The organism is Lysobacter gummosus, assembly GCF_001442805.1.
GTDB classification, from domain to species: Bacteria; Pseudomonadota; Gammaproteobacteria; order Xanthomonadales; family Xanthomonadaceae; genus Lysobacter; species Lysobacter gummosus.
Map to the genome: position 1 here is coordinate 1,541,428 of NZ_CP011131.1, position 17,126 is coordinate 1,558,553.

General features: G+C 67.5%; 16 protein-coding genes. 6 read left to right on the plus strand and 10 right to left on the minus strand.

Annotated features, from left to right (window positions below; genetic code table 11):
- Positions 1 to 55: 55 nt before the first annotated feature.
- Positions 56 to 790, minus strand: coding sequence for a UDP-2,3-diacylglucosamine diphosphatase (gene lpxH / locus LG3211_RS06285; RefSeq protein ID WP_057942073.1), 735 nt, complete (start codon positions 788 to 790; stop codon positions 56 to 58).
- Between the two features lie 128 nt (positions 791 to 918).
- On the opposite strand from lpxH, the gene gltX reads away from it, so the two are divergent.
- Together gltX and LG3211_RS06295 are read left to right on the plus strand one after the other, a co-directional pair.
- Positions 919 to 2,316: a glutamate--tRNA ligase gene (gltX, locus tag LG3211_RS06290; RefSeq protein ID WP_057942074.1), complete on the plus strand. Its 1,398-nt coding sequence runs from the start codon at positions 919 to 921 to the stop codon at positions 2,314 to 2,316.
- 60 nt (positions 2,317 to 2,376) lie between these two features.
- Positions 2,377 to 2,871, plus strand: a complete 495-nt coding sequence (locus tag LG3211_RS06295) for a transcriptional repressor (RefSeq protein ID WP_057942075.1) — start codon at positions 2,377 to 2,379, stop codon at positions 2,869 to 2,871.
- Between the two features lie 148 nt (positions 2,872 to 3,019).
- Here LG3211_RS06295 and LG3211_RS06300 read toward each other — a convergent pair whose 3' ends face one another.
- The 3 genes from LG3211_RS06300 to LG3211_RS06310 all read right to left on the minus strand — a co-directional run bounded on the left by LG3211_RS06300 (position 3,020) and on the right by LG3211_RS06310 (position 7,691).
- Positions 3,020 to 4,270 carry an MFS transporter gene (locus tag LG3211_RS06300; protein WP_057942076.1) on the minus strand — a complete coding sequence of 417 codons (1,251 nt, stop codon included), beginning with the start codon at positions 4,268 to 4,270 and terminating at the stop codon, positions 3,020 to 3,022.
- Between the two features lie 716 nt (positions 4,271 to 4,986).
- Positions 4,987 to 5,469, minus strand: coding sequence for a MarR family winged helix-turn-helix transcriptional regulator (locus LG3211_RS06305; protein ID WP_057942077.1), 483 nt, complete (start codon positions 5,467 to 5,469; stop codon positions 4,987 to 4,989).
- Positions 5,470 to 5,648: 179 nt separating this feature from the next.
- Positions 5,649 to 7,691 carry a TonB-dependent receptor gene (locus LG3211_RS06310; protein ID WP_057942078.1) on the minus strand — a complete coding sequence of 681 codons (2,043 nt, stop codon included), beginning with the start codon at positions 7,689 to 7,691 and terminating at the stop codon, positions 5,649 to 5,651.
- Between the two features lie 92 nt (positions 7,692 to 7,783).
- On the opposite strand from LG3211_RS06310, the gene LG3211_RS06315 reads away from it, so the two are divergent.
- The 3 genes from LG3211_RS06315 (at position 7,784) to LG3211_RS06325 (ending at position 9,483) form a co-directional block, all read left to right on the plus strand.
- Positions 7,784 to 8,191 (plus strand): MerC domain-containing protein, encoded by a 408-nt coding sequence (locus tag LG3211_RS06315; protein ID WP_057942079.1) that lies wholly within the window; start codon positions 7,784 to 7,786, stop codon positions 8,189 to 8,191.
- 169 nt (positions 8,192 to 8,360) lie between these two features.
- Complete coding sequence (locus LG3211_RS06320; protein ID WP_057942080.1) at positions 8,361 to 8,549, plus strand: 30S ribosomal protein THX; 189 nt, start codon at positions 8,361 to 8,363, stop codon at positions 8,547 to 8,549.
- Positions 8,550 to 8,835: 286 nt separating this feature from the next.
- Positions 8,836 to 9,483: a hypothetical protein gene (locus LG3211_RS06325; protein ID WP_057942081.1), complete on the plus strand. Its 648-nt coding sequence runs from the start codon at positions 8,836 to 8,838 to the stop codon at positions 9,481 to 9,483.
- A 107-nt stretch (positions 9,484 to 9,590) separates the two neighbouring features.
- On the opposite strand, the gene LG3211_RS06330 is transcribed toward LG3211_RS06325, so the two are convergent.
- From LG3211_RS06330 to hutI, 3 genes are all read right to left on the minus strand, one after another.
- A complete protein-coding gene (locus LG3211_RS06330) occupies positions 9,591 to 10,445 on the minus strand; it encodes a DUF6348 family protein (protein WP_057942082.1) in 855 nt (284 codons plus the stop codon).
- Positions 10,442 to 11,647 carry a dipeptidase gene (locus LG3211_RS06335; protein ID WP_057942083.1) on the minus strand — a complete coding sequence of 402 codons (1,206 nt, stop codon included), beginning with the start codon at positions 11,645 to 11,647 and terminating at the stop codon, positions 10,442 to 10,444. The genes LG3211_RS06330 and LG3211_RS06335 overlap by 4 nt, the downstream gene beginning before the upstream one ends.
- A gap of 328 nt (positions 11,648 to 11,975) precedes the next feature.
- Positions 11,976 to 13,244, minus strand: a complete 1,269-nt coding sequence (gene hutI, locus LG3211_RS06340) for an imidazolonepropionase (protein ID WP_057942084.1) — start codon at positions 13,242 to 13,244, stop codon at positions 11,976 to 11,978.
- Positions 13,245 to 13,332: 88 nt separating this feature from the next.
- Here hutI and LG3211_RS06345 point away from each other — a divergent pair, with 88 nt between their 5' ends.
- Positions 13,333 to 14,610 carry a formimidoylglutamate deiminase gene (locus LG3211_RS06345; protein ID WP_057942085.1) on the plus strand — a complete coding sequence of 426 codons (1,278 nt, stop codon included), beginning with the start codon at positions 13,333 to 13,335 and terminating at the stop codon, positions 14,608 to 14,610.
- Between the two features lie 125 nt (positions 14,611 to 14,735).
- Here the strand turns inward: LG3211_RS06345 and LG3211_RS06350 are convergent, their stop codons facing one another.
- From LG3211_RS06350 to LG3211_RS27425, 3 genes are all read right to left on the minus strand, one after another.
- Positions 14,736 to 15,278, minus strand: coding sequence for a methylated-DNA--[protein]-cysteine S-methyltransferase (locus LG3211_RS06350; RefSeq protein ID WP_057942086.1), 543 nt, complete (start codon positions 15,276 to 15,278; stop codon positions 14,736 to 14,738).
- Positions 15,275 to 16,867 carry a DNA-3-methyladenine glycosylase 2 family protein gene (locus tag LG3211_RS06355; protein ID WP_057942087.1) on the minus strand — a complete coding sequence of 531 codons (1,593 nt, stop codon included), beginning with the start codon at positions 16,865 to 16,867 and terminating at the stop codon, positions 15,275 to 15,277. The genes LG3211_RS06350 and LG3211_RS06355 overlap by 4 nt, the downstream gene beginning before the upstream one ends.
- A 66-nt stretch (positions 16,868 to 16,933) precedes the next feature.
- Entirely contained in the window at positions 16,934 to 17,116 is a 183-nt protein-coding gene (locus LG3211_RS27425) for a DUF6053 domain-containing protein (protein WP_425479964.1), read from the minus strand.
- Positions 17,117 to 17,126: the final 10 nt, after the last annotated feature.

Genomic DNA, 17,126 nt, shown 5'->3' on the forward strand with positions numbered 1-17,126 from the left:
CGTCGAGTCCGGGAAGACCGCGCGCGGTTAGCGACCGCTCGCGCGGCCGCCGGCCTCAGCTCAGATTCTGCAACTGCATCCCGTGGCGATCGACCCGCAACACCGAGCCTTGTTCGTACCAGTCGCCGAGCACGACGCGCGTGCGCGCGCGTCCGCCGACCTCCAGCGTGTGCACCGCGGGGCGATGGGTGTGGCCGTGGATGATCGTGTCGATGCCGTAGCGGGCGAAGGTCTCCGCGACCGTGGCCGGGGCGACGTCGGTGATGGTTTCCATGCGCCCCTCGTCCTTGAGCCCGGCCTGATGCGCCTTGCTCGCCGCGCGCGCCTGCTGCGCGAAGGCCAGCCGCGCCGCCAGCGGCTGAGCGAGGAATTGCGCCTGCCACAGCGGATGCCGGGTCTGGGCGCGGAATTGCTGGTAGGCGATATCGTCCGTGCACAGCAGATCGCCGTGGCCGATCAGCACCGGCTGGCCGTACAGCGAAATCACCGACGGATCGGCCAGCACGCGCATGCCGGCGCGCGCGGCGTAGTCGGCGCCGAGCAGGAAATCGCGATTGCCGCGGATGAAATACACCGGCACGCCGCTGTCGGCCAGCGCCTTGAGCTCGCGCGCGACGAAGGCGCCGGTCTCGGACGGATCGTCGTCGCCGACCCAGGCTTCGAACAGATCGCCCAGGACGTACAGCGCATCGGCGCCGCGCGCTTCATGGCGCACGAAACGGCCGAACAGCTCGGTGATCTGCGGGCGCTCGGCGTCGAGGTGGAGATCGGAGATGAAGAGGGTCGTCATGGGGATAGTTTAGGGCACGGCCGCCCAGGCCGGTTTCAAGCGGCGAAAGGCTGTTTTCCGCGATCCTCCCGCCATCCCCACGGCCACTCCGCTAAAATGCCCGATTCCCCGATCCACCCGAGCCCCGCATGACCCGCACCCGCTTCGCCCCCAGCCCCACCGGATACCTGCACATCGGCGGCGCGCGCACCGCGCTGTACTGCTGGCTGGAAGCGCGCCGCGCGGGCGGGCAGTTCATACTGCGCATCGAGGACACCGACCGCGAGCGCAGCACCCAGGCGGCGATCGACGCGATCCTGGAGGCGATGGACTGGCTCGGCCTGAGCTACGACGAAGGCCCGATCTACCAGACCCAGCGCCTGGAGCGTTACCGCGAGGTCGCCGAGCAGATGGTCGCGGCCGGCACCGCCTACTACGCCTACGAAACCCGCGATGAGCTGGCCGCCGCGCGCGACGCGGCGTTGGCCGCCAAGGAAAAGCCGCGCTACAACGGCGCCTACCGCGATCGCAACGAGCCCTACCGCGACGATCCGAACCGGGTCATCCGCTTCAAGAATCCGCTGGGCGGCACGGTGGTGTTCGAGGACAAGGTCAAGGGCCGCATCGAGATCGCCAACAGCGAGCTCGACGATCTGGTGATCTTCCGCGCCGACGGCTATCCGACCTACAACTTCGCCGTCGTCGTCGATGATCTGGACATGCGCATCACCGATGTCGTGCGCGGCGACGACCACGTCAACAACACCCCGCGTCAGATCAACATCTATGAAGCACTCGGCGCGCCGGTGCCGCATTTCGCCCATCTGCCGATGATTCTCGATTCCGAGGGCGCCAAGCTGTCCAAGCGCACCGGCGCGGCCGACGTCATGCAGTACCGCGACGAAGGCTATCTGCCGCACGCGCTGCTGAACTATCTGGTCCGCCTGGGCTGGTCGCACGGCGATCAGGAAATTTTCTCGATCGAGGAAATGACCCGGTTGTTCCAACTGGTGGACGTCAACTCCAGCGCCTCGCGCCTGGACGCGGCCAAGCTGGGCTGGATGAACCAGCAGTACCTCAAGAGCGACGATCCGGCCGAGGTCGGCAAGCACCTGGAATGGCATCTGCGCCAGCAGGGCCTGGATCTGGCTGCCGGCCCGGCGCCGGCCGACGTGGTGATCGCGCTGCGCGACCGCGTGCAGACCCTGAAGGACATGGCCGAGCGCGCGGCGGTCTGGTATCGCCCGCTGCAGACTTACGACGAGGCCGCGGTCGCCAAGCACCTGAACGCCGCCGCGCAGGCGCCGTTGAGCGAGGCGCGCGCGCGTCTGACCGCGCTGGCGGTGTGGAGCGCCGACAGCGTCTCCGCGGCCCTGCACGAGGCCGCAGAAGCGCTGGGACTGGGCATGGGCAAGGTCGCCCAGCCGCTGCGCGTGGCCATCACCGGCACCCAGGTCAGCCCGGACATCTCGCATACGGTCTACCTGGCCGGGCAGGCCCAGGCCTTGCAACGTATCGACGCCGCCCTTACTAAGATTCCTGCGTAGGGGTTTTCGCGCCGGCCCTGCGCCGGCGCCAGGACCCGCGCCGCGAACGAGGAGCCCGCCATGAGCACCAGCCACGCCTGCACCGACCCCCAGCACCACGTCCACGACGGCACCGCCTTCGTGCAGGAAGTGGAGCGGGCCTGCGAGCAGCGCGGCCTGCGCCTGACGCCGATCCGCGCGCACGCGCTGCGCCTGATCGCCGACGCCGGCCGGCCGATGAAGGCCTACGATCTGCTTGACCAGATGAAGGCCACTCACGATGCCGCGGCGCCGCCGACCATCTACCGGGCCCTGGATTTCCTGCTCGAACACGGCTTCATCCACAAGCTGGCGTCGATCAACGCCTTCGTCGGCTGCCATCATCCTGGCGGCGCGCAGCATGCGGTGCCGTTCCTGATCTGCGACTCGTGCCAGTCGGCGACCGAACTGGAGGACGAGCGCATCGTCGATCTGCTCGAAGCGCGCGCACGCGCGCTAGGCTTCGTGCCGCAGGCGCAGACGCTGGAAGTGCACGGCATGTGCGCCGATTGCGTTCAGGCCAAGGCGAACGCCTAGCCGCTCGCGGAATTTCCAGCGCTGTTGTGGGAGGGGCTTCAGCCCCGATGCTTTTCTTTCAGATCGCATCGCCGGAACGAACAGCATCGGGGCTGAAGCCCCTCCTACAAAAACCCCGCGTTTTCGCGGGGTCTTTGCTTGCAGCGGGTCAGGCCGGCGCCAGCGCCGCACGCGGCATGCGCGCCTCGCGGATCGGCAGATTCGCCGCCGCGGCCAGCAACGCCAGCGCGATGTCGGCGTACCACATCCAGGTGTAGTCGCCGAAGTTGGCCATCGCCAGACCGCCGAGCCAGGCGCCGAAGAAGCCGCCGATCTGGTGCGAGAGCAAGGTGAAACCGAACAGCGTGCCCAGGTAGCGCGGCCCGAACAATTTTCCGACCAGTCCCGCGGTCGGCGGCACCGTCGCCAGCCAGGTCACGCCCAGTCCGGCGGCGAACAAGTAGAACGTCAGCGGCGTCGGCGGCGAGATCAGATAGATGCCGATCAGCAGCGCGCGGCTGGCATACATCAACGCGAGCAGATGCTTCATCCGATAGCGCTGCCCAAGCCAACCCGCGGCCAGACTGCCGCCGATATTGAACAGGCCGATCAGCGCGAGCGACATCGCCGAGACGTTGTCCGACAGCCCGCACAGAGCGATTTCGCCGGGCAGGTGAGTGACCAGGAAGGCGATGTGGAAGCCGCAGGTGAAGAAGCCGAGGTGCAGCATCCAGTAGCTGGGCTCGCGCAGCGCGATGCGCAACTGCTCGCGCAGACCGATGCCGGGCGGCGCGGTTGCGACCGCGCCGCCGGAGGGCGTCGCCGATTCGCGCCGGCGCAGCGGCCATGCCAGCGGCAACGTCGCCAGTGCCGCCGCCGCCAGCGTCCACATCGCCGCCATCCAGCCCGCCGCGGCGATCACCGCCTGCACCAGCGGCGCGAACAGGAACTGACCCAGCGAGCCGCCGGCATTGATTACCCCCGCCGCCATCGAGCGTTTTTCGGCCGGCAAGCTTTGCGCGGTGGCGCCGATCAATATCGAAAAACTGCCCGCGCCCGCGCCGGCGGCGCCGAAAATACCGAGGGTGACCATCAAGCCCCATTGCGACGACACGAACGGCGTCAGGCCCATGCCGGCCATCAGCAAGATGCCGCCGAACACCAGCACGCGCCCCGGCCCGCGCTGATCGGCGAGCGCGCCGAACACCGGCTGCACCGCGCCCCACACGAACTGGCCGATCGCCAGGGCGAAACTGATTTCGGCGATGCCCAGCCCGGTGCTGTGGCCGATCGGCTTGATCAGCAGCCCCTGCGATTGGCGGATGCCCATGGTGATCATCAGCATCGCGGTCGCGGCTAGCAGCAATGGCCAGTAAGAGACGGGTTTCTGGCCGGGTAACGCGGGGGCAGTGGCGCTCATTGAAGTCTCGGCGGCAAGTGGGGCGGAGGGAGGGGAGGATGTTCGGTGATGCGGTCGATCGGAGGGCCGTTATTTATCTGCGGCGTGGGTCTTCCCTGACTCCGGCGAATACGGACACTCCACGCCGTCATTCCCGCGTAGGCGGGAATCCAGGGCTCTTCGTGCGTAAGGGTACGAAGCCGCCGCGCCTCTGCTCTTGCCGTCATTCCCGCGGACGCGGGAATCCAGCGACTTTCGTCCACAAGACCGTGAGGCCGCAGCGCCCGCGCTCTTGCCGTCATTCCCGCGAACGCGGGAATCCAGGGCTTTTCGTACGAAAGAGTACGAAGCCGCCGCGCCTCTGCTCTTGCCGTCATTCCCGCGGACGCGGGAATCCAGGGCTTTTCGTGCGAAAGACTGCGAAGCCGCCGCGTTCCTGCTCTTGCCGTCATTCCCGCGAAGGCGGGAATCCAGGGCTTTTCGTGCGAAAGAGTACGAAGCCGCCGCGCCTCTGTTTTTGCCGTCATTCCCGCGAACGCGGGAATCCAGCGACTTTCGTCCACATGCGACGGACGACGGTGTAGGCGTGCTTTTCCCCATCAAGGCCAGCGCGTAAGACCTCAAGCGCTCTCGCTCGAAAGTCCCTGGATTCCCGCGTTCGCGGGAATGACGGTAACCAGAAGGCGATGCCATCGGACGGCAACCAAACGGCGACGCCATCGCAGCGGCCAACACCATCACCGCGAACCCCGTTGCACAGACGCCGCATCCGCCTGCAACTGCGCGATCGCCCGATCCAAATGCGCATGCAGCGCATCGATCCCGTCCTGGCCCAGACCGCGATCGATCTCGTCCTGCACCACCCGCCACAGCGGCTGCGCGCGTTCGATGACCGCGCGGCCGCTGTCGGTGATGCGCAGGCAGCGCTGCCGCGCGTCGGCGCCGGGCACCGATTCGATCCAGCCCGATTCCACCAGCGACTTGAGGTCGCGGCTCAGGGTGCTGCGGTCCATGCCCAGCTCGTGCGCGACCTCGCCCAGCGGGCGGCCACGGCCGCCGGTGCGGCGCAGGATCGAGTACTGGTTGAGGTTGACCCCGGCCGGCGCCAGCGCCTGGTCGTAGCGCTGAGTCATCAGCCGCGCGAGTTTGCGCATGCGAAAACAGGTGCACACGCTCGGGGCGGCGTTCTCGGCGCGGACGGTTTCGCTGATCGTGCTCATTGTGTGTATATACACCTATTTCGTCCGCAACCGCAAACGCCGGCGCGAAGGCCGGCGTCTGGGGCCGCGGGAAGGGCGCTACCGGACGACTTGGAGAGAGTCGAAACAACCCCGCGTGCAATCGCTGGTCGATACCGAAACGATGGAGCTAGGCGACGCGCCGCCCGGCCCCACGCGGATCAGAAGAACACCCGCACGCCGAAGTCCACGCCGCGGCCGGGCAGCACCACGGTGTCTTTGAGGAACGAGGTGTGCACGCGCGCGGTTTCGTCGGTGAGGTTGTTGCCGTCCAGGAACAACTCGTAGCCCAGGTTGCCCGAGTCCCAGTGATAGGCCAGGTGCGCGTCGACCAGGGTGTAGCCGTCGGTGGGGGTTTCGTTGACCGCGACCTTGTCCTGCTTCATGTAGCGCGTCGCGCCGAGCGAGGCGCGCCAGCTGTCGGCGTCCCAGCGCAGCTCGCCGCCGATGCGACCCGGCGCGATCCGCGGCAGATTGCCGCCGCCGTTGTCGAGCTTGGCGCGCACGGTGTCGCCGAACACGCGCACGTCGAACTTGCCGGCCGCGCCATCGAACAGGTGCGCGATCGCCTCGCCCTCGAAACCGGTGAACTTCGCATCGGCCTGGCTCCACTGGCGCACCGGGTTGTCCTCGACCGTGGCGCCGGTATCGACCAGATAGATGAAGCCGTCGAACCGGGTCTGGTACGCGGCCAGCTTCGCCTCGAACATCGAGCCGTGGTAATGCAGGCCGACTTCGAACTGGTTGGCGCGCTCCTTGCGCAGATTCGCGTCGCCGATCTCGAACGACGCGGTCGCCGCGTGCAGGCCGTTGGCGAACAGTTCTTCCTCCGCCGGCGCGCGTTCGGCGCGATCGACGTTGAAGGTCAGGCGCCAGGCATCGTTGAACTTCCACAACACACCGGCCGACAGGCTCAGCGGGCTGAAGCTGCGCTTGGCCTCGCCCTGCGGCGAGCTTTCCACGCGATCCACGCGCGCGCCCAGTTCGAGCTGCAGCTGATCCCACTTGCGCTGTTCGGTCAGGAACAAACCGCCCGCGCGGGTCTTGGTCTTGGGAATGAAGGCTTCTTCGCCGATCGCCTGGAAGGTGCGCTCGAAACCTTGCACGCCCAGCGCGCCGATCCAGCCGCCCAGCGGCTTGTGGGTCAGCTCGAAACGGCCTTCGGTGGCGTCGTTGAGGAAACGCGTGCCGACCTCGCTGCCTTCGAATTCGGTGTGCTCGTATTCGGTGTTGGCCAGGCTCGCGCGCAGGCCGCTGAAGATGCCGAATTCCTGGTTGATGCCGCCCTTGAGCTCGAAGCGGTTCTGGCGCATGTCGATATGCACCGGCGATTCGCCTTCTTCGGCATTGCCCGGCTCGCCGGGATTGCCGTACTTGTCTTCGTAGCGCGCGGCGGAGAAGCCCAGGAAGCCCACATCGCCGACCAGCGAGGCGCCCAGCGCGCCGGTCTTGGTATCGACGAAGCTGTTGCGCTGGCGGCCGAGCGGGGTTTCGTAGTCGTCGTTGTTGCGGTACACGCCGTCGGCGTGCAGCACCAGCGCGCCGTCGGCGCCGCTGGCATCGACGCGGGCCATGCCGGTGACGCCGTCGCTGACCGTGCTGCGGCGCACTTCGGCGCGGCCGGAGACGGTTTCCTCCAGCGGCTTCTCGGCGATGCGGCCATCGACGATGTTGACCACGCCGCCGATCGCGCCGCTGCCGTAAAGCAAGGTGGCCGGGCCCTTGAGCACTTCGATCTGGTCGGCCAGGAACGGCTCGACCGCGACGTTGTGGTCCTGGCTGACGGTGGACACGTCCTGGCTGGCCAGGCCGCCGGTCATTACTCCCACGCGCGGGCCTTCCATGCCGCGGATGATCGGCCGGCCGACGCCGGCGCCGAAATTGGAGCTCTGCACGCCGGGCAGTTTGCCGACGGTTTCGCCCAGGGTGGCGCCGCGCGCTTCATCGAGCTTTTCGCCCGACAGCACTTCCACCGGCTGGGCCAGTTCTTCCGCGCTGGACTGCAGGGGCGTGGCCGTGACGACGACCGCGTCCAGGCTGGTAGCCTTGTCGTGTCGGGTGTCGCTGGGGTTGCCGGGAGAGGCGCCCTGAGCGGCGGCGGACGCGTCCTGCGCGGCGGCCTGGCCGAACGGCAGGGCGAGGGTCAATGCGATGGCGAGCGCGCTACGGCGGACACGACGGGAGTTGGCGATGGGCTTGGGCATGTCGAATTGGCAGATTCTGAACTGGCAGGGGAGGTTGAAATGTTATAGAGTAACAATACCTGATTGACAACCGTCCCAGAAGTCATCCCCTCATGCCTTCATTCCTACGTGGCCTGCTCGACCGTATCGGCGCTGTCGGCTCGCTGGCCTGCGCCGTGCATTGCGCTGCCCTGCCGCTGCTGATCGCGGTGCTGCCCTCGCTGGGTATCGCCGTGTGGTTCGGCGACGGCTTCGAAATGGGCTTCGTGATGTTCGCGACCCTGCTGGGCAGTTTCAGCGTGATTTCCGGCTATCGCCGCCACCACGCCATGCGCGCGCTGTCCCTGCTGATTCCGGGCCTGGGCCTGCTGTGGGTCGGCGTGCTGTACGCGCCGCTGCACCACGCGCTGCTGCCCCACGCCATCACCATGACCTGCGGCGGCGTGCTGGTCGGGCTGGCGCATCTGACCAACCTGCGCCTCAACCACGGCCATATCCACGACGCCAGCTGCGCCCACTGAGCGCCGCTTTCGGCCTCCGAACGCCTAAAGGTAACGCTTGTGCTAGGCTTCGCAGCCTCGCGCGCGGCCCTGCTGCGCCGGAAACCGGGCTTCGCGCCCTCCCGCCGCCCCGCTGGCGGCCTGGGCCGACCTTCATTCGAAACACGTTCAACCGATTAGGAGCACGACCATGGGTAAAGGCGACCGCAAGACCGCCAAGGGCAAGCGCTACAACTCCAGCTACGGCAACGCCCGCAGCAAGGCCGTGACCAAGGCCGCCGGCACCGCCGCGGCGCCGGCCGCCAAGAAGACCGCCAAGACCGCCGTCGCCAAGGCGCCGGCCAAGAAGGTCGTGGCGAAGAAGGCCACCAAGGAATAAGTCGTACGCCGACAGGCGCCCGGTCCGACCGCTGCTCCGGCAGCCGGTGGCGGCACGGGCCCGGTCAGCAAAGAAAGCCCCGCATCGCGGGGCTTTTCTTTTGCGCGGACGGTTTGTGGACGCGGCGCACGCGATGGCTGCCGCTATTGCGCATTGCCCGCAGGCAAATCGCGCATTTGCATGACGGGCGTCGTGATTTCGGCGACAAGGTGTAATTTTTTCATTAAGATGCGCGCCGTTCCCGCGGACGGGAACGTCATGACCAAATCTAAGGGACAAGGAAATTATGAAGAAGCAACTCGCGCTGGCCCTGTTGCTGGCGACTGCGTCCTCGGCGGCCGCCGCTGCCGACGGCCTGAGCCACAGCTACGTCGAAGCCGGTTTCGTGCGTCACCAGGCCGAACTGCCGGTCGTGGAAGGCCAGGGCGTCTCGGTCGACGACATGAAGGCCGACGGCGGTTACATCGCCGGTTCGTTCGAGGTGATGGAGAGCGTGTATCTGTTCGGCGGTTACCACAAGGGCAACGACGATGTCGGCGTGAGCCTCGACGGCATCGGCGAAATCGGCGAGTTCGATGCCGACGTGCAGCAGGGCCACATCGGCCTGGGCTACCACCACAAGCTCAGCGACCGCGTCGAGTGGACCGGTGAGTTGAGCTACCTCAACACCCGTCTGGAGCTGAAGGTCGAAGACTTCAAGGAACGCCTGAAGGGCGACGACTACCGCGCTTCGGTCGGTCTGCGCGGCGATCTGGCCGCCAACTTCGAAGGCTGGATCAAGGCCAACTACACCGACGGTGACGTCTACGACGGCGAGTTCAGCGGCACGCTCGGCGCGCTGGTGAAGTTCAACAAGACCTGGGGCATCGTCGGCGAAGCCGAAGTCGGCTCCGACGACCGTCAGTTCCGCCTCGGCGTGCGCGCGAGCTTCTAAGCCCGCGCGACACCTTCGAAGGTGCGACAGTCAAAGCCCGGCGCAAGCCGGGCTTTGTTTTTTTCCGGCCGTGGTTGCGGCGATCGCAGGCCGCGATCGCGAGCGGTTCACTGCGGCGCGTTCTGCACGATCACGTACTGCTTGCGGTATTCCAGTCCCGTCGCCGCCGGCCATCTCGCCGCGTAGGCGCGCAACGCATCCAGTCCCTGCGGCCATTCTTCGCCGTTGACCCGGCAATCGGCCTGGCATTCGCCGCCGGCGTTGTCGTGCGAGGCGAACAGGCGCAGGCCGTAGAACTGATCGCTGCGCAGCAGCGGTTCGAAAGCGTCGATGGATTTGGTGAACAGACAGCAGGGACAGAAGTCTTCTTCGTCCGTGTCCGTGTCTTCGTCTGCACTGGCGTCGGCATCGGCATCGGCATCGCGCTGCGGTTGGCCGAAGTGCTCGACCGGCCCGAACAACAGCCGCCGCTTGCGCGCCGGGCGTCCGTCCTCGGCCGGCAGCTCCATGCTCATGGTCATGCACGACCGCGGTTCCGCGCTCGCCGCGTCCAGCAGCACCGGCAGATCCGTGCGCGCCCACTTGCGGAAACCCGAGGTCACCGCGTCGTCGAAAGTTTCCTCGATCGCGTACTGGTATTCGAACAAGCCCTGCGGCAGCAATTGCGGGTGATTGCACTGCATCGTGGTGGCGGTGCCGATCCGTTCGTCGTCGCGCACCTGGAACTCGATGAACTGCGGCAACAGATGCAGGCCGCTTTCGGTCAGCTCCAGCCAGCCGTCTTCGTGCATGAGCGTGGCGTGGCCGAGTTCGCGCAGGACGTTGGCGGCCAGTTCGGGCAGGTCGAAGGGTTCCAGCCATTCCTCGCCGTCGGTGCCGGTGAAGCGCAGATGGCCGTGGGTGTCGGTGCCCGGGTTCTGCGCCAGCGCTTCGAACGCGTGCGCCGATGTTTCCTCGCTCACTGCTGCGACGCCTTGGCTTCGACCGCGCTCCACACGCGCAGCAGATTGCCGCCGAGCACCTTGCGGATGGTTTCCTCCGAATGCCCGCGCGCCTTCATGCCTTCGATCAGGTTCGGATAATCGGCGACCGACTTCAGGCCGTCGGGCAAGGCGCCGCCGACGCCGTCGAAATCCGAGCCGATGCCGATGTGATCGGCGCCGACCAGCTTGATGCCGTAGTCGATCTGGTTCAGCACCGCGTCGATCTTGACCGGAAGCGGCGGATGCGCGGCTTCCCATTCCTTGTCGAAGGCCTCGGACGACTTCGGCGTCTCGCCGCGCGCGCGCGCCGCGGCCTGTTCCTGTTCGAACTGGGCGCTGGCGACGAAATAGGCCTGGGTGACCGCGGCCGAAGCCGGATCGACGAAGGCATTGCCGAACACGATCTGGATCACGCCGCCCTTGGCCGCGACCGCCTTGGCCAGTTCGTCGCTGATATTGCGCTCGAAGCCCGGAGTGAAATGGCGCAGCCCCGAATGGCTGGCGATCACCGGCGCCTTGCTGCGCGCGAGCACATCGCGCGTGGCGTCGTCGGACAGATGCGAGACATCGACCATGATGCCGAGCCGGTTCATCTCATCGACGACTTTCTCGCCGAACGGGCTCAGGCCCTTCCAGGTGTGCTTGCGGCTGTAGGACGAATCGCTGATGCGGTTGTCCTCGCTGTGGGCGAGGGTGATGTAGCGCACGCCGCGCTCGTGGAACAGCTTGAGCCGCGACAAGTCGTCGCCGATCGGCGCGCCGTTCTCCATGCCCAGCGCCAGCAGCACGCGCTGGCCGTGCGCGTGCAGGCGGTCGAAATCCTTCGGCGAACGCAGCAGCGCGAACTGCTCCGGGCGGCGGCCGATCATCGCCTCGACCGCGTCGATCTGGGTATGCGCGATCTGGGTCGCTTCGCCGGCTTTGTCCTCGCCGGGCGAGGTGTAGATCGACATGAAGGCGACATCCAGCCCGCCCTGGCGCGCGCGCGGGTAGTCGAACTCGACCTTGGGCGTGTCCACGCCCAGATCGGCCCAATGGCGCAGCAGCAGACTGGGCGCGTCGATGTGGGTATCGACGATGGTCGCGTCCTGAGCGAAGCGCTGACCGGCGCTGAGAGGCTGGTCGGCCTGCGCGGCGAGCGGCAGCAGGGCAAGAGCTAGGGCGAGAGCGGCGATACGCACGTGACCTCCAAACGATGGGAATGCGCGTGAGCCAACGCGCCGGGCGCCCAGCGTACAACAGCAAGTGCGGGCTGCCTTGCCGCGTTGCAGCGTTTGTGGGGCGGCGTATCGGTGGCGCGCCGAATTGCGCAAGCGTCTGCGCTCTCCATCAGACGACGGCTGTTCCCCCCTTTGAAAAAGGGGGCAGGGGGGGGATTTGCTTTTGCTGTGCACTGAAGCAAAAGCAAATCCCCCGCGCGGATGCGCCATGCACAGGCTTCGTACTGCGCCAGCGCCGCCCCTTTTTCAAAGGGGCAATGGGGTGGCGTCTGAGATGTAGGGAGAGCTATCAGCGATCCGTCTGATCGACCAGAACCCGCCCCGCGCTAACCACCCGCCGCGCCAAACGCCCGCCGAGCCAATAGCACAGCTCCGAGGGATGACCGATATCCCACTGCACGAAGTCCGCCCGCGCGCCCACCCGCAACACACCCGCATCGCTCAGGCCCAATGCCCGCGCCGCGTGCACGGTCGCGCCGCGCAGGGCTTCCTCCGGGGTCAGGCGGAAGTGCGTGCACGACAGCTGCATGGCCTGACGCAGCGACAACAGCGGCGAAGTGCCCGGGTTGCAGTCGGTCGCCACCGCCATCGCCACGCCGTGTTCGCGGAACGCATCCAGCGGCGGCAGCTTGGTTTCGCGCAGCACGTGAAACGCGCCCGGCAACAACACCGCGACCGTGCCGTGCGCCGCCATCGCCTTCACGCTGTCCAGCGAAGTGTGTTCGACATGATCGGCCGACAAGCCGTCGAACGCGGCCGCCAGCGCGCCGCCGCCCAGGTCGCTGAGCTGATCGGCATGCAGCTTGACCGGCAAGCCCAAGGCGCGCGCGGTTTCGAACACGCGCCGGGTCTGCGGCGGACTGAAGCCGATGCCTTCGCAGAACGCATCGACCGCGTCGATCAGGCCTTCGGAGTGCAACCGCGGCATCCATTCGCAGACCGCGTCGATGTAATCGTCGGCGCGGCCCTGGTATTCCGGCGGCAAGGCGTGCGCGCCCAGGTAGGTGGTGCGCACCTGCACGCCCAGCGCGTCGCCCACTTGGCGCGCGACCCGCAGCATCTTGCGTTCGTTGTCGAAGTCCAGGCCGTAGCCGGATTTGATTTCCAGGCTGGTCGCGCCGTCGCCGAGCAAGGCGCGCGCGCGCGGTAGCGACTGGCGCAGCAGTTCGGCCTCGTCCGCGGCGCGGGTGGCGCGCACGCTGGAGACGATGCCGCCGCCGGCGCGGGCGATCTCTTCGTAGCTCGCGCCCTTCAAGCGCAGCTCGAATTCGCGCGCGCGGTCGCCGGCGAAGACCAGATGGGTGTGGCAGTCGATCAGGCCGGGAGTGATCCAGCCCTGGGCCTGGATCACGGTTTCGGCCAAATCGGCGGGCGCGCCGGGCAGGTCGGCGCGCGGGCCGAGCCAGGCGATGCGGCCGTCGCGCCAAGCCAGCGCGGCGTCGGCGATTTCGCCGTAACCGTCGGCGCAGTCCAGGGTCGCGAGCGAGGCGCCGAGGATCAGGCCGTCGTAGAGGCGGCCGTCGGGCCGGCGATGAGGGGCGTCGGAGGCGGTGTTCATGCGCCGATTCTAGTCGCTGCGCCGTCCCGCGGCCGTCGTCGCCGCGGCGAAGGTCGCGTTGCGCGCGCGCGCAGGCGAGAATGCGCGCATGACCTCTTCGACTCCGACCCGCGTGTGGACCCCGGACGGCTGGCGCGGCGACGCCGCCGGCGAACGTATCGTGCCGGGCATCGCCAACCTGCATTCGCACGCGTTCCAGCGCGCGATGGCGGGCATGGCCGAGCGCCAGACCAACCCCGCCGACAGCTTCTGGACCTGGCGCGAAACCATGTACCGCTTCGCCGAGCGCTTCACCCCCGAGGCGCTGCATGCGGTCGCGACCCAGCTGTACGTGGAAATGCTCGAAGCCGGCTACACCAGCGTGTGCGAGTTCCACTATCTGCACCACGCGCCCGACGGCCGCGCTTACGCCGACCCCGCGGAAATGTCGCGCGCGCTGATCGCGGCCGCGCGCGACACCGGCATCCGCATGACCCTGCTGCCGGTGCTTTACATGACCGGCGGTTTCGACGAACGGCCGCTGAGCGAGCGCCAGCGCCGCTTCGGGCATACGGTCGATGCCTATCTGCGCCTGCTCGACGCCCTGCGCGCGGAATCCGATGAACTGCTGCGCGTGGGCTGCTGCCTGCACAGTCTGCGCGCGGTGCCGCCGGCGCCGATGCGCGAGGTGCTGGCGGCGCTGCCGGCCGACAGCCGCGTGCACGTACATATCGCCGAACAGGTCGCCGAAGTCGAAGACTGCCTCGCCCTGCGCCACGCGCGTCCGGTGGAGTGGTTGCTGGCCAACGCGCAGGTGGATCAGCGCTGGACCCTGGTACACGCCACCCATTTGAACGAAGCCGAAGTGCAGGGCATCGCCGCCAGCGGCGCGACGGTGGCGGTCTGCACCACCACCGAAGCCAATCTGGGCGACGGGTTTTTTCCGCTGCGCGATTACCTGGATGCCGGCGGGTATTGGGGCGTGGGATCGGATTCGCATATCTCGATTTCGCCGGTCGAGGAACTGCGCTGGCTGGAGTACGGGCAGCGCTTGCTCACGCGGCGTCGAAACATCGCGGTCGGCGCGGGCAGCGCCAGTGTCGGCGAGACTTTGCTGCAGGGCGTGCATGCGAGCGCGGAGCGTTCGACCGGCCATTCGGCGGCGAGTCTGGCCGGCGACACCCTGATGCTGGATCGCGATGCGCCGGCGTTCGCTGGAGCCAGCGATGAAGATTACGTCGATCGCTGGTTGTTCAGCGGCAATCGCAATCTGGTGCGCGAGGTGCGCGTAGGCGGGGCGCAGGTCGTGGCCGATGGGTGTCATCGCGATCGCGAGGCGATCGCGGCGCGGTATGGGCGGACCTTGCGGGCTTTGCTTGCGGATTGATGTCTGGCGATCTGAGCCGAAGGCATCGGGGTTGAAGCCCCTCCCACAAAAGATTGCGCCGCAAAGAAGTCTGTTGTGAGAGGGGCTTCAGCCCCGATGCTCTTCGCCCAGACAGCCCAACAGGCTCACATCGCAAACAAATCATCGATAGGCACGCGCCTGGGCAGCGCACCTTCCAGATTCAACAGGAATTCCTTCGTCGGCAGCCCACCGCCGAATCCGGTAAGGCTGCCGTCGGCACCGATCACGCGATGGCAGGGCAGCACGATCGGCAGCGGATTGCGGCCGTTGGCCGCGCCGACCGCGCGGGTCGCGGTCGGCTGGCCCATGTGCCGCGCCATCTGCCCGTAGCTCCAGGTCTCGCCCCAGCGAATCAAAGCCAGCGTATGCCAGCACTGCAACTGGAACGGCGTGCCGTGCGGCGCCAGCGGCAGATCGAATTCCTGGCGAATGCCGTCGAAGTACTCGCTCAACTGCTTGCGCGTTTCCAGCAGAACGCCGTTGTCGCCTTCGCGCCAGTCGCCGTCCATCGCCACCGGATGCCACGGCGCCTGGAATTCGATCAGGCGCAATCCGTCCTCGCCGCTGGCCAGCAGCAGCCGGCCGACCGGGCTGTCGATGTGCTGGAACGTGACCGCACCGCCCTTGAGGCGGATGTGCTTGCTCATGCGGCTTTCCTCGATTTCTTCGCCGCGCTCGCGCCGGCTGGCGCGTCGCCCGGCTTGGCGGCTTTGGCGATAGGCACCGGCATGCTGTCGCGCCAGACCTGGATCACTCCGTAGGCGCGCCACGGCCGCCACGCTTCGGCGCGCGCGTTGAGCGCCTTCGCGCTCATGCGCACGCCGTCCTCGGGCATGGCCTTTTGCAGCACCAGATCGTCGGCCGGGAAGGCATCGGGATGGCCGAGCGCGCGCAGGGCGACGTAATGCGCGGTCCATGGGCCGATGCCGGGCAAGGCCACCCAACGCGCGACGAAATCGTCGAGCGTGCGTTCGGCGCGGAAATCCACCCGCCCCTCGAGCAGGGCGCGCGCGACCGTGCGCACGGTGTCGGCGCGCGCGCGGGTCAGGCCGACTTCGGCCAGATCCGCATCGGCCAGCGCTTCGGGAGTTGGGAACAGATGCTCCAGTCCGGGCCCGAACGGCTTCGGCAAGGCCTGGCCGAAACGCTGCGCCACGCGCGCGGCCAAGGTGCGCGCGGCGGCGACGCTGACCTGCTGGCCGAGGATCGCCCGCACCGAAATCTCGAAGCCGTCCCAACCGCTGGGCAAACGCAATCCGGGACGTTTCGCGAACAAGGCCTTCAGGCGCGGATCGACCGACAGGGCCGTGGCGATCGCGTTCGGATCGGCGTCCAGGTCGAACATGCGGCGCAGGCGATTGATGATTTCCAGCAGACGCGCCGGCGCCGGGCCGTGCAGTTCCAGTTTCAGCGCGTGCGGGTGGTCGTCGGCGGCTTTGCGCTTGTCGCTGGGCCACGCGCTCACGCGCAGCCAGCCTGGCGATTCGATCGGGCCGATGACGCGGCTGTAGCTATGTTCGTCGACGACTTCAACGCCGGGCAGGGCGCGCCCGCGCAGGAAATCCAGCATCGCGGTGAAATCGTACGGCGGGCGATAACCCAGGCGCAGCACCAGACTGTCGCCGTCGCCGTTCGGGGTTTCGTTCGGGCGCCGGCGCAGATCGCGCGGCGCCATGCGGTAGGCCTCGCGGAAGGTCGTGTTGAAGCGGCGCAGGCTGCCGAAACCGGCGGCCATCGCGACTTCGGTGATCGGCAAGCGGGTTTCGGTCAACAATTGCTTGGCGAACAACAGCCGGCGCGTGCCGTGCACGCCGATCGGCGGAGCGCCCAGGCGTTCGACGAACAAACGCCGCAACTGGCGTTCGCCCAGGCCGACGCGCTCGGCCAGCGCCGCCAGCGGTTGCTCGGCGAGCAGGCCTTCGTCGATGAGTTTCAAGGCGCGCGCGACCGCGGCATCGCCGCGGCGCCATGCGCCTTCGGCCGGGGACAGCTCCGGGCGGCAACGCAGGCAGGGGCGGAAACCGGCGGCTTCGGCCGCGGCGGCGTGGCCGAAATACTTGACGTTCTCGCGCTTGGCCGCGGGAGCGGGGCAGACCGGCCGGCAATAGATGCCGGTGCTGGTCACGGCGGTGAAGAACAGACCGTCGAAACGCGGATCGCGGCTGATGCGGGCTTGTTCGCAAACCCGCCAGTGCGGCAGCGAGGCGTCCGGTGCGGGAGTGGCGATGGCGTCCATGGGCTTAGGCTAGCACCGGTGGCGGGTTCGGACTCGCCGGATTCGGACATCAATACTGGATGGGATTTATCGAGGGTCAAGCGAGTGGATCGGCGCTTTTGTAGGAGGGACTTCAGCCCCGATGCCTTTCGTTCCGTTCGCGGTGATCTGAGACAAAGGCATCGGGACTGAAGCCCCTCCCACAAGAGGCCTCCCACAAAAAAACCTTCGACAAGAGCAGAGGACTCCCACAGGAGGAGGCCTCGGCATCTCTGGCAAC

Coding starts and splice junctions, on each gene's coding strand:
- LG3211_RS06325 (WP_057942081.1), top strand. CDS start 8,836: ATGAAGAAGCAACTCGCGCTGGCCCTGTTGCTGGCGACTGCGTCCTCG.
- LG3211_RS06320 (WP_057942080.1), top strand. CDS start 8,361: ATGGGTAAAGGCGACCGCAAGACCGCCAAGGGCAAGCGCTACAACTCC.
- hutI (WP_057942084.1), bottom strand. CDS start 13,244: ATGAACACCGCCTCCGACGCCCCTCATCGCCGGCCCGACGGCCGCCTC.
- LG3211_RS06310 (WP_057942078.1), bottom strand. CDS start 7,691: ATGCCCAAGCCCATCGCCAACTCCCGTCGTGTCCGCCGTAGCGCGCTC.
- LG3211_RS06350 (WP_057942086.1), bottom strand. CDS start 15,278: ATGAGCAAGCACATCCGCCTCAAGGGCGGTGCGGTCACGTTCCAGCAC.
- gltX (WP_057942074.1), top strand. CDS start 919: ATGACCCGCACCCGCTTCGCCCCCAGCCCCACCGGATACCTGCACATC.
- LG3211_RS06305 (WP_057942077.1), bottom strand. CDS start 5,469: ATGAGCACGATCAGCGAAACCGTCCGCGCCGAGAACGCCGCCCCGAGC.
- LG3211_RS06295 (WP_057942075.1), top strand. CDS start 2,377: ATGAGCACCAGCCACGCCTGCACCGACCCCCAGCACCACGTCCACGAC.
- LG3211_RS27425 (WP_425479964.1), bottom strand. CDS start 17,116: ATGCCGAGGCCTCCTCCTGTGGGAGTCCTCTGCTCTTGTCGAAGGTTT.
- LG3211_RS06345 (WP_057942085.1), top strand. CDS start 13,333: ATGACCTCTTCGACTCCGACCCGCGTGTGGACCCCGGACGGCTGGCGC.
- LG3211_RS06355 (WP_057942087.1), bottom strand. CDS start 16,867: ATGGACGCCATCGCCACTCCCGCACCGGACGCCTCGCTGCCGCACTGG.
- lpxH (WP_057942073.1), bottom strand. CDS start 790: ATGACGACCCTCTTCATCTCCGATCTCCACCTCGACGCCGAGCGCCCG.
- LG3211_RS06315 (WP_057942079.1), top strand. CDS start 7,784: ATGCCTTCATTCCTACGTGGCCTGCTCGACCGTATCGGCGCTGTCGGC.
- LG3211_RS06300 (WP_057942076.1), bottom strand. CDS start 4,270: ATGAGCGCCACTGCCCCCGCGTTACCCGGCCAGAAACCCGTCTCTTAC.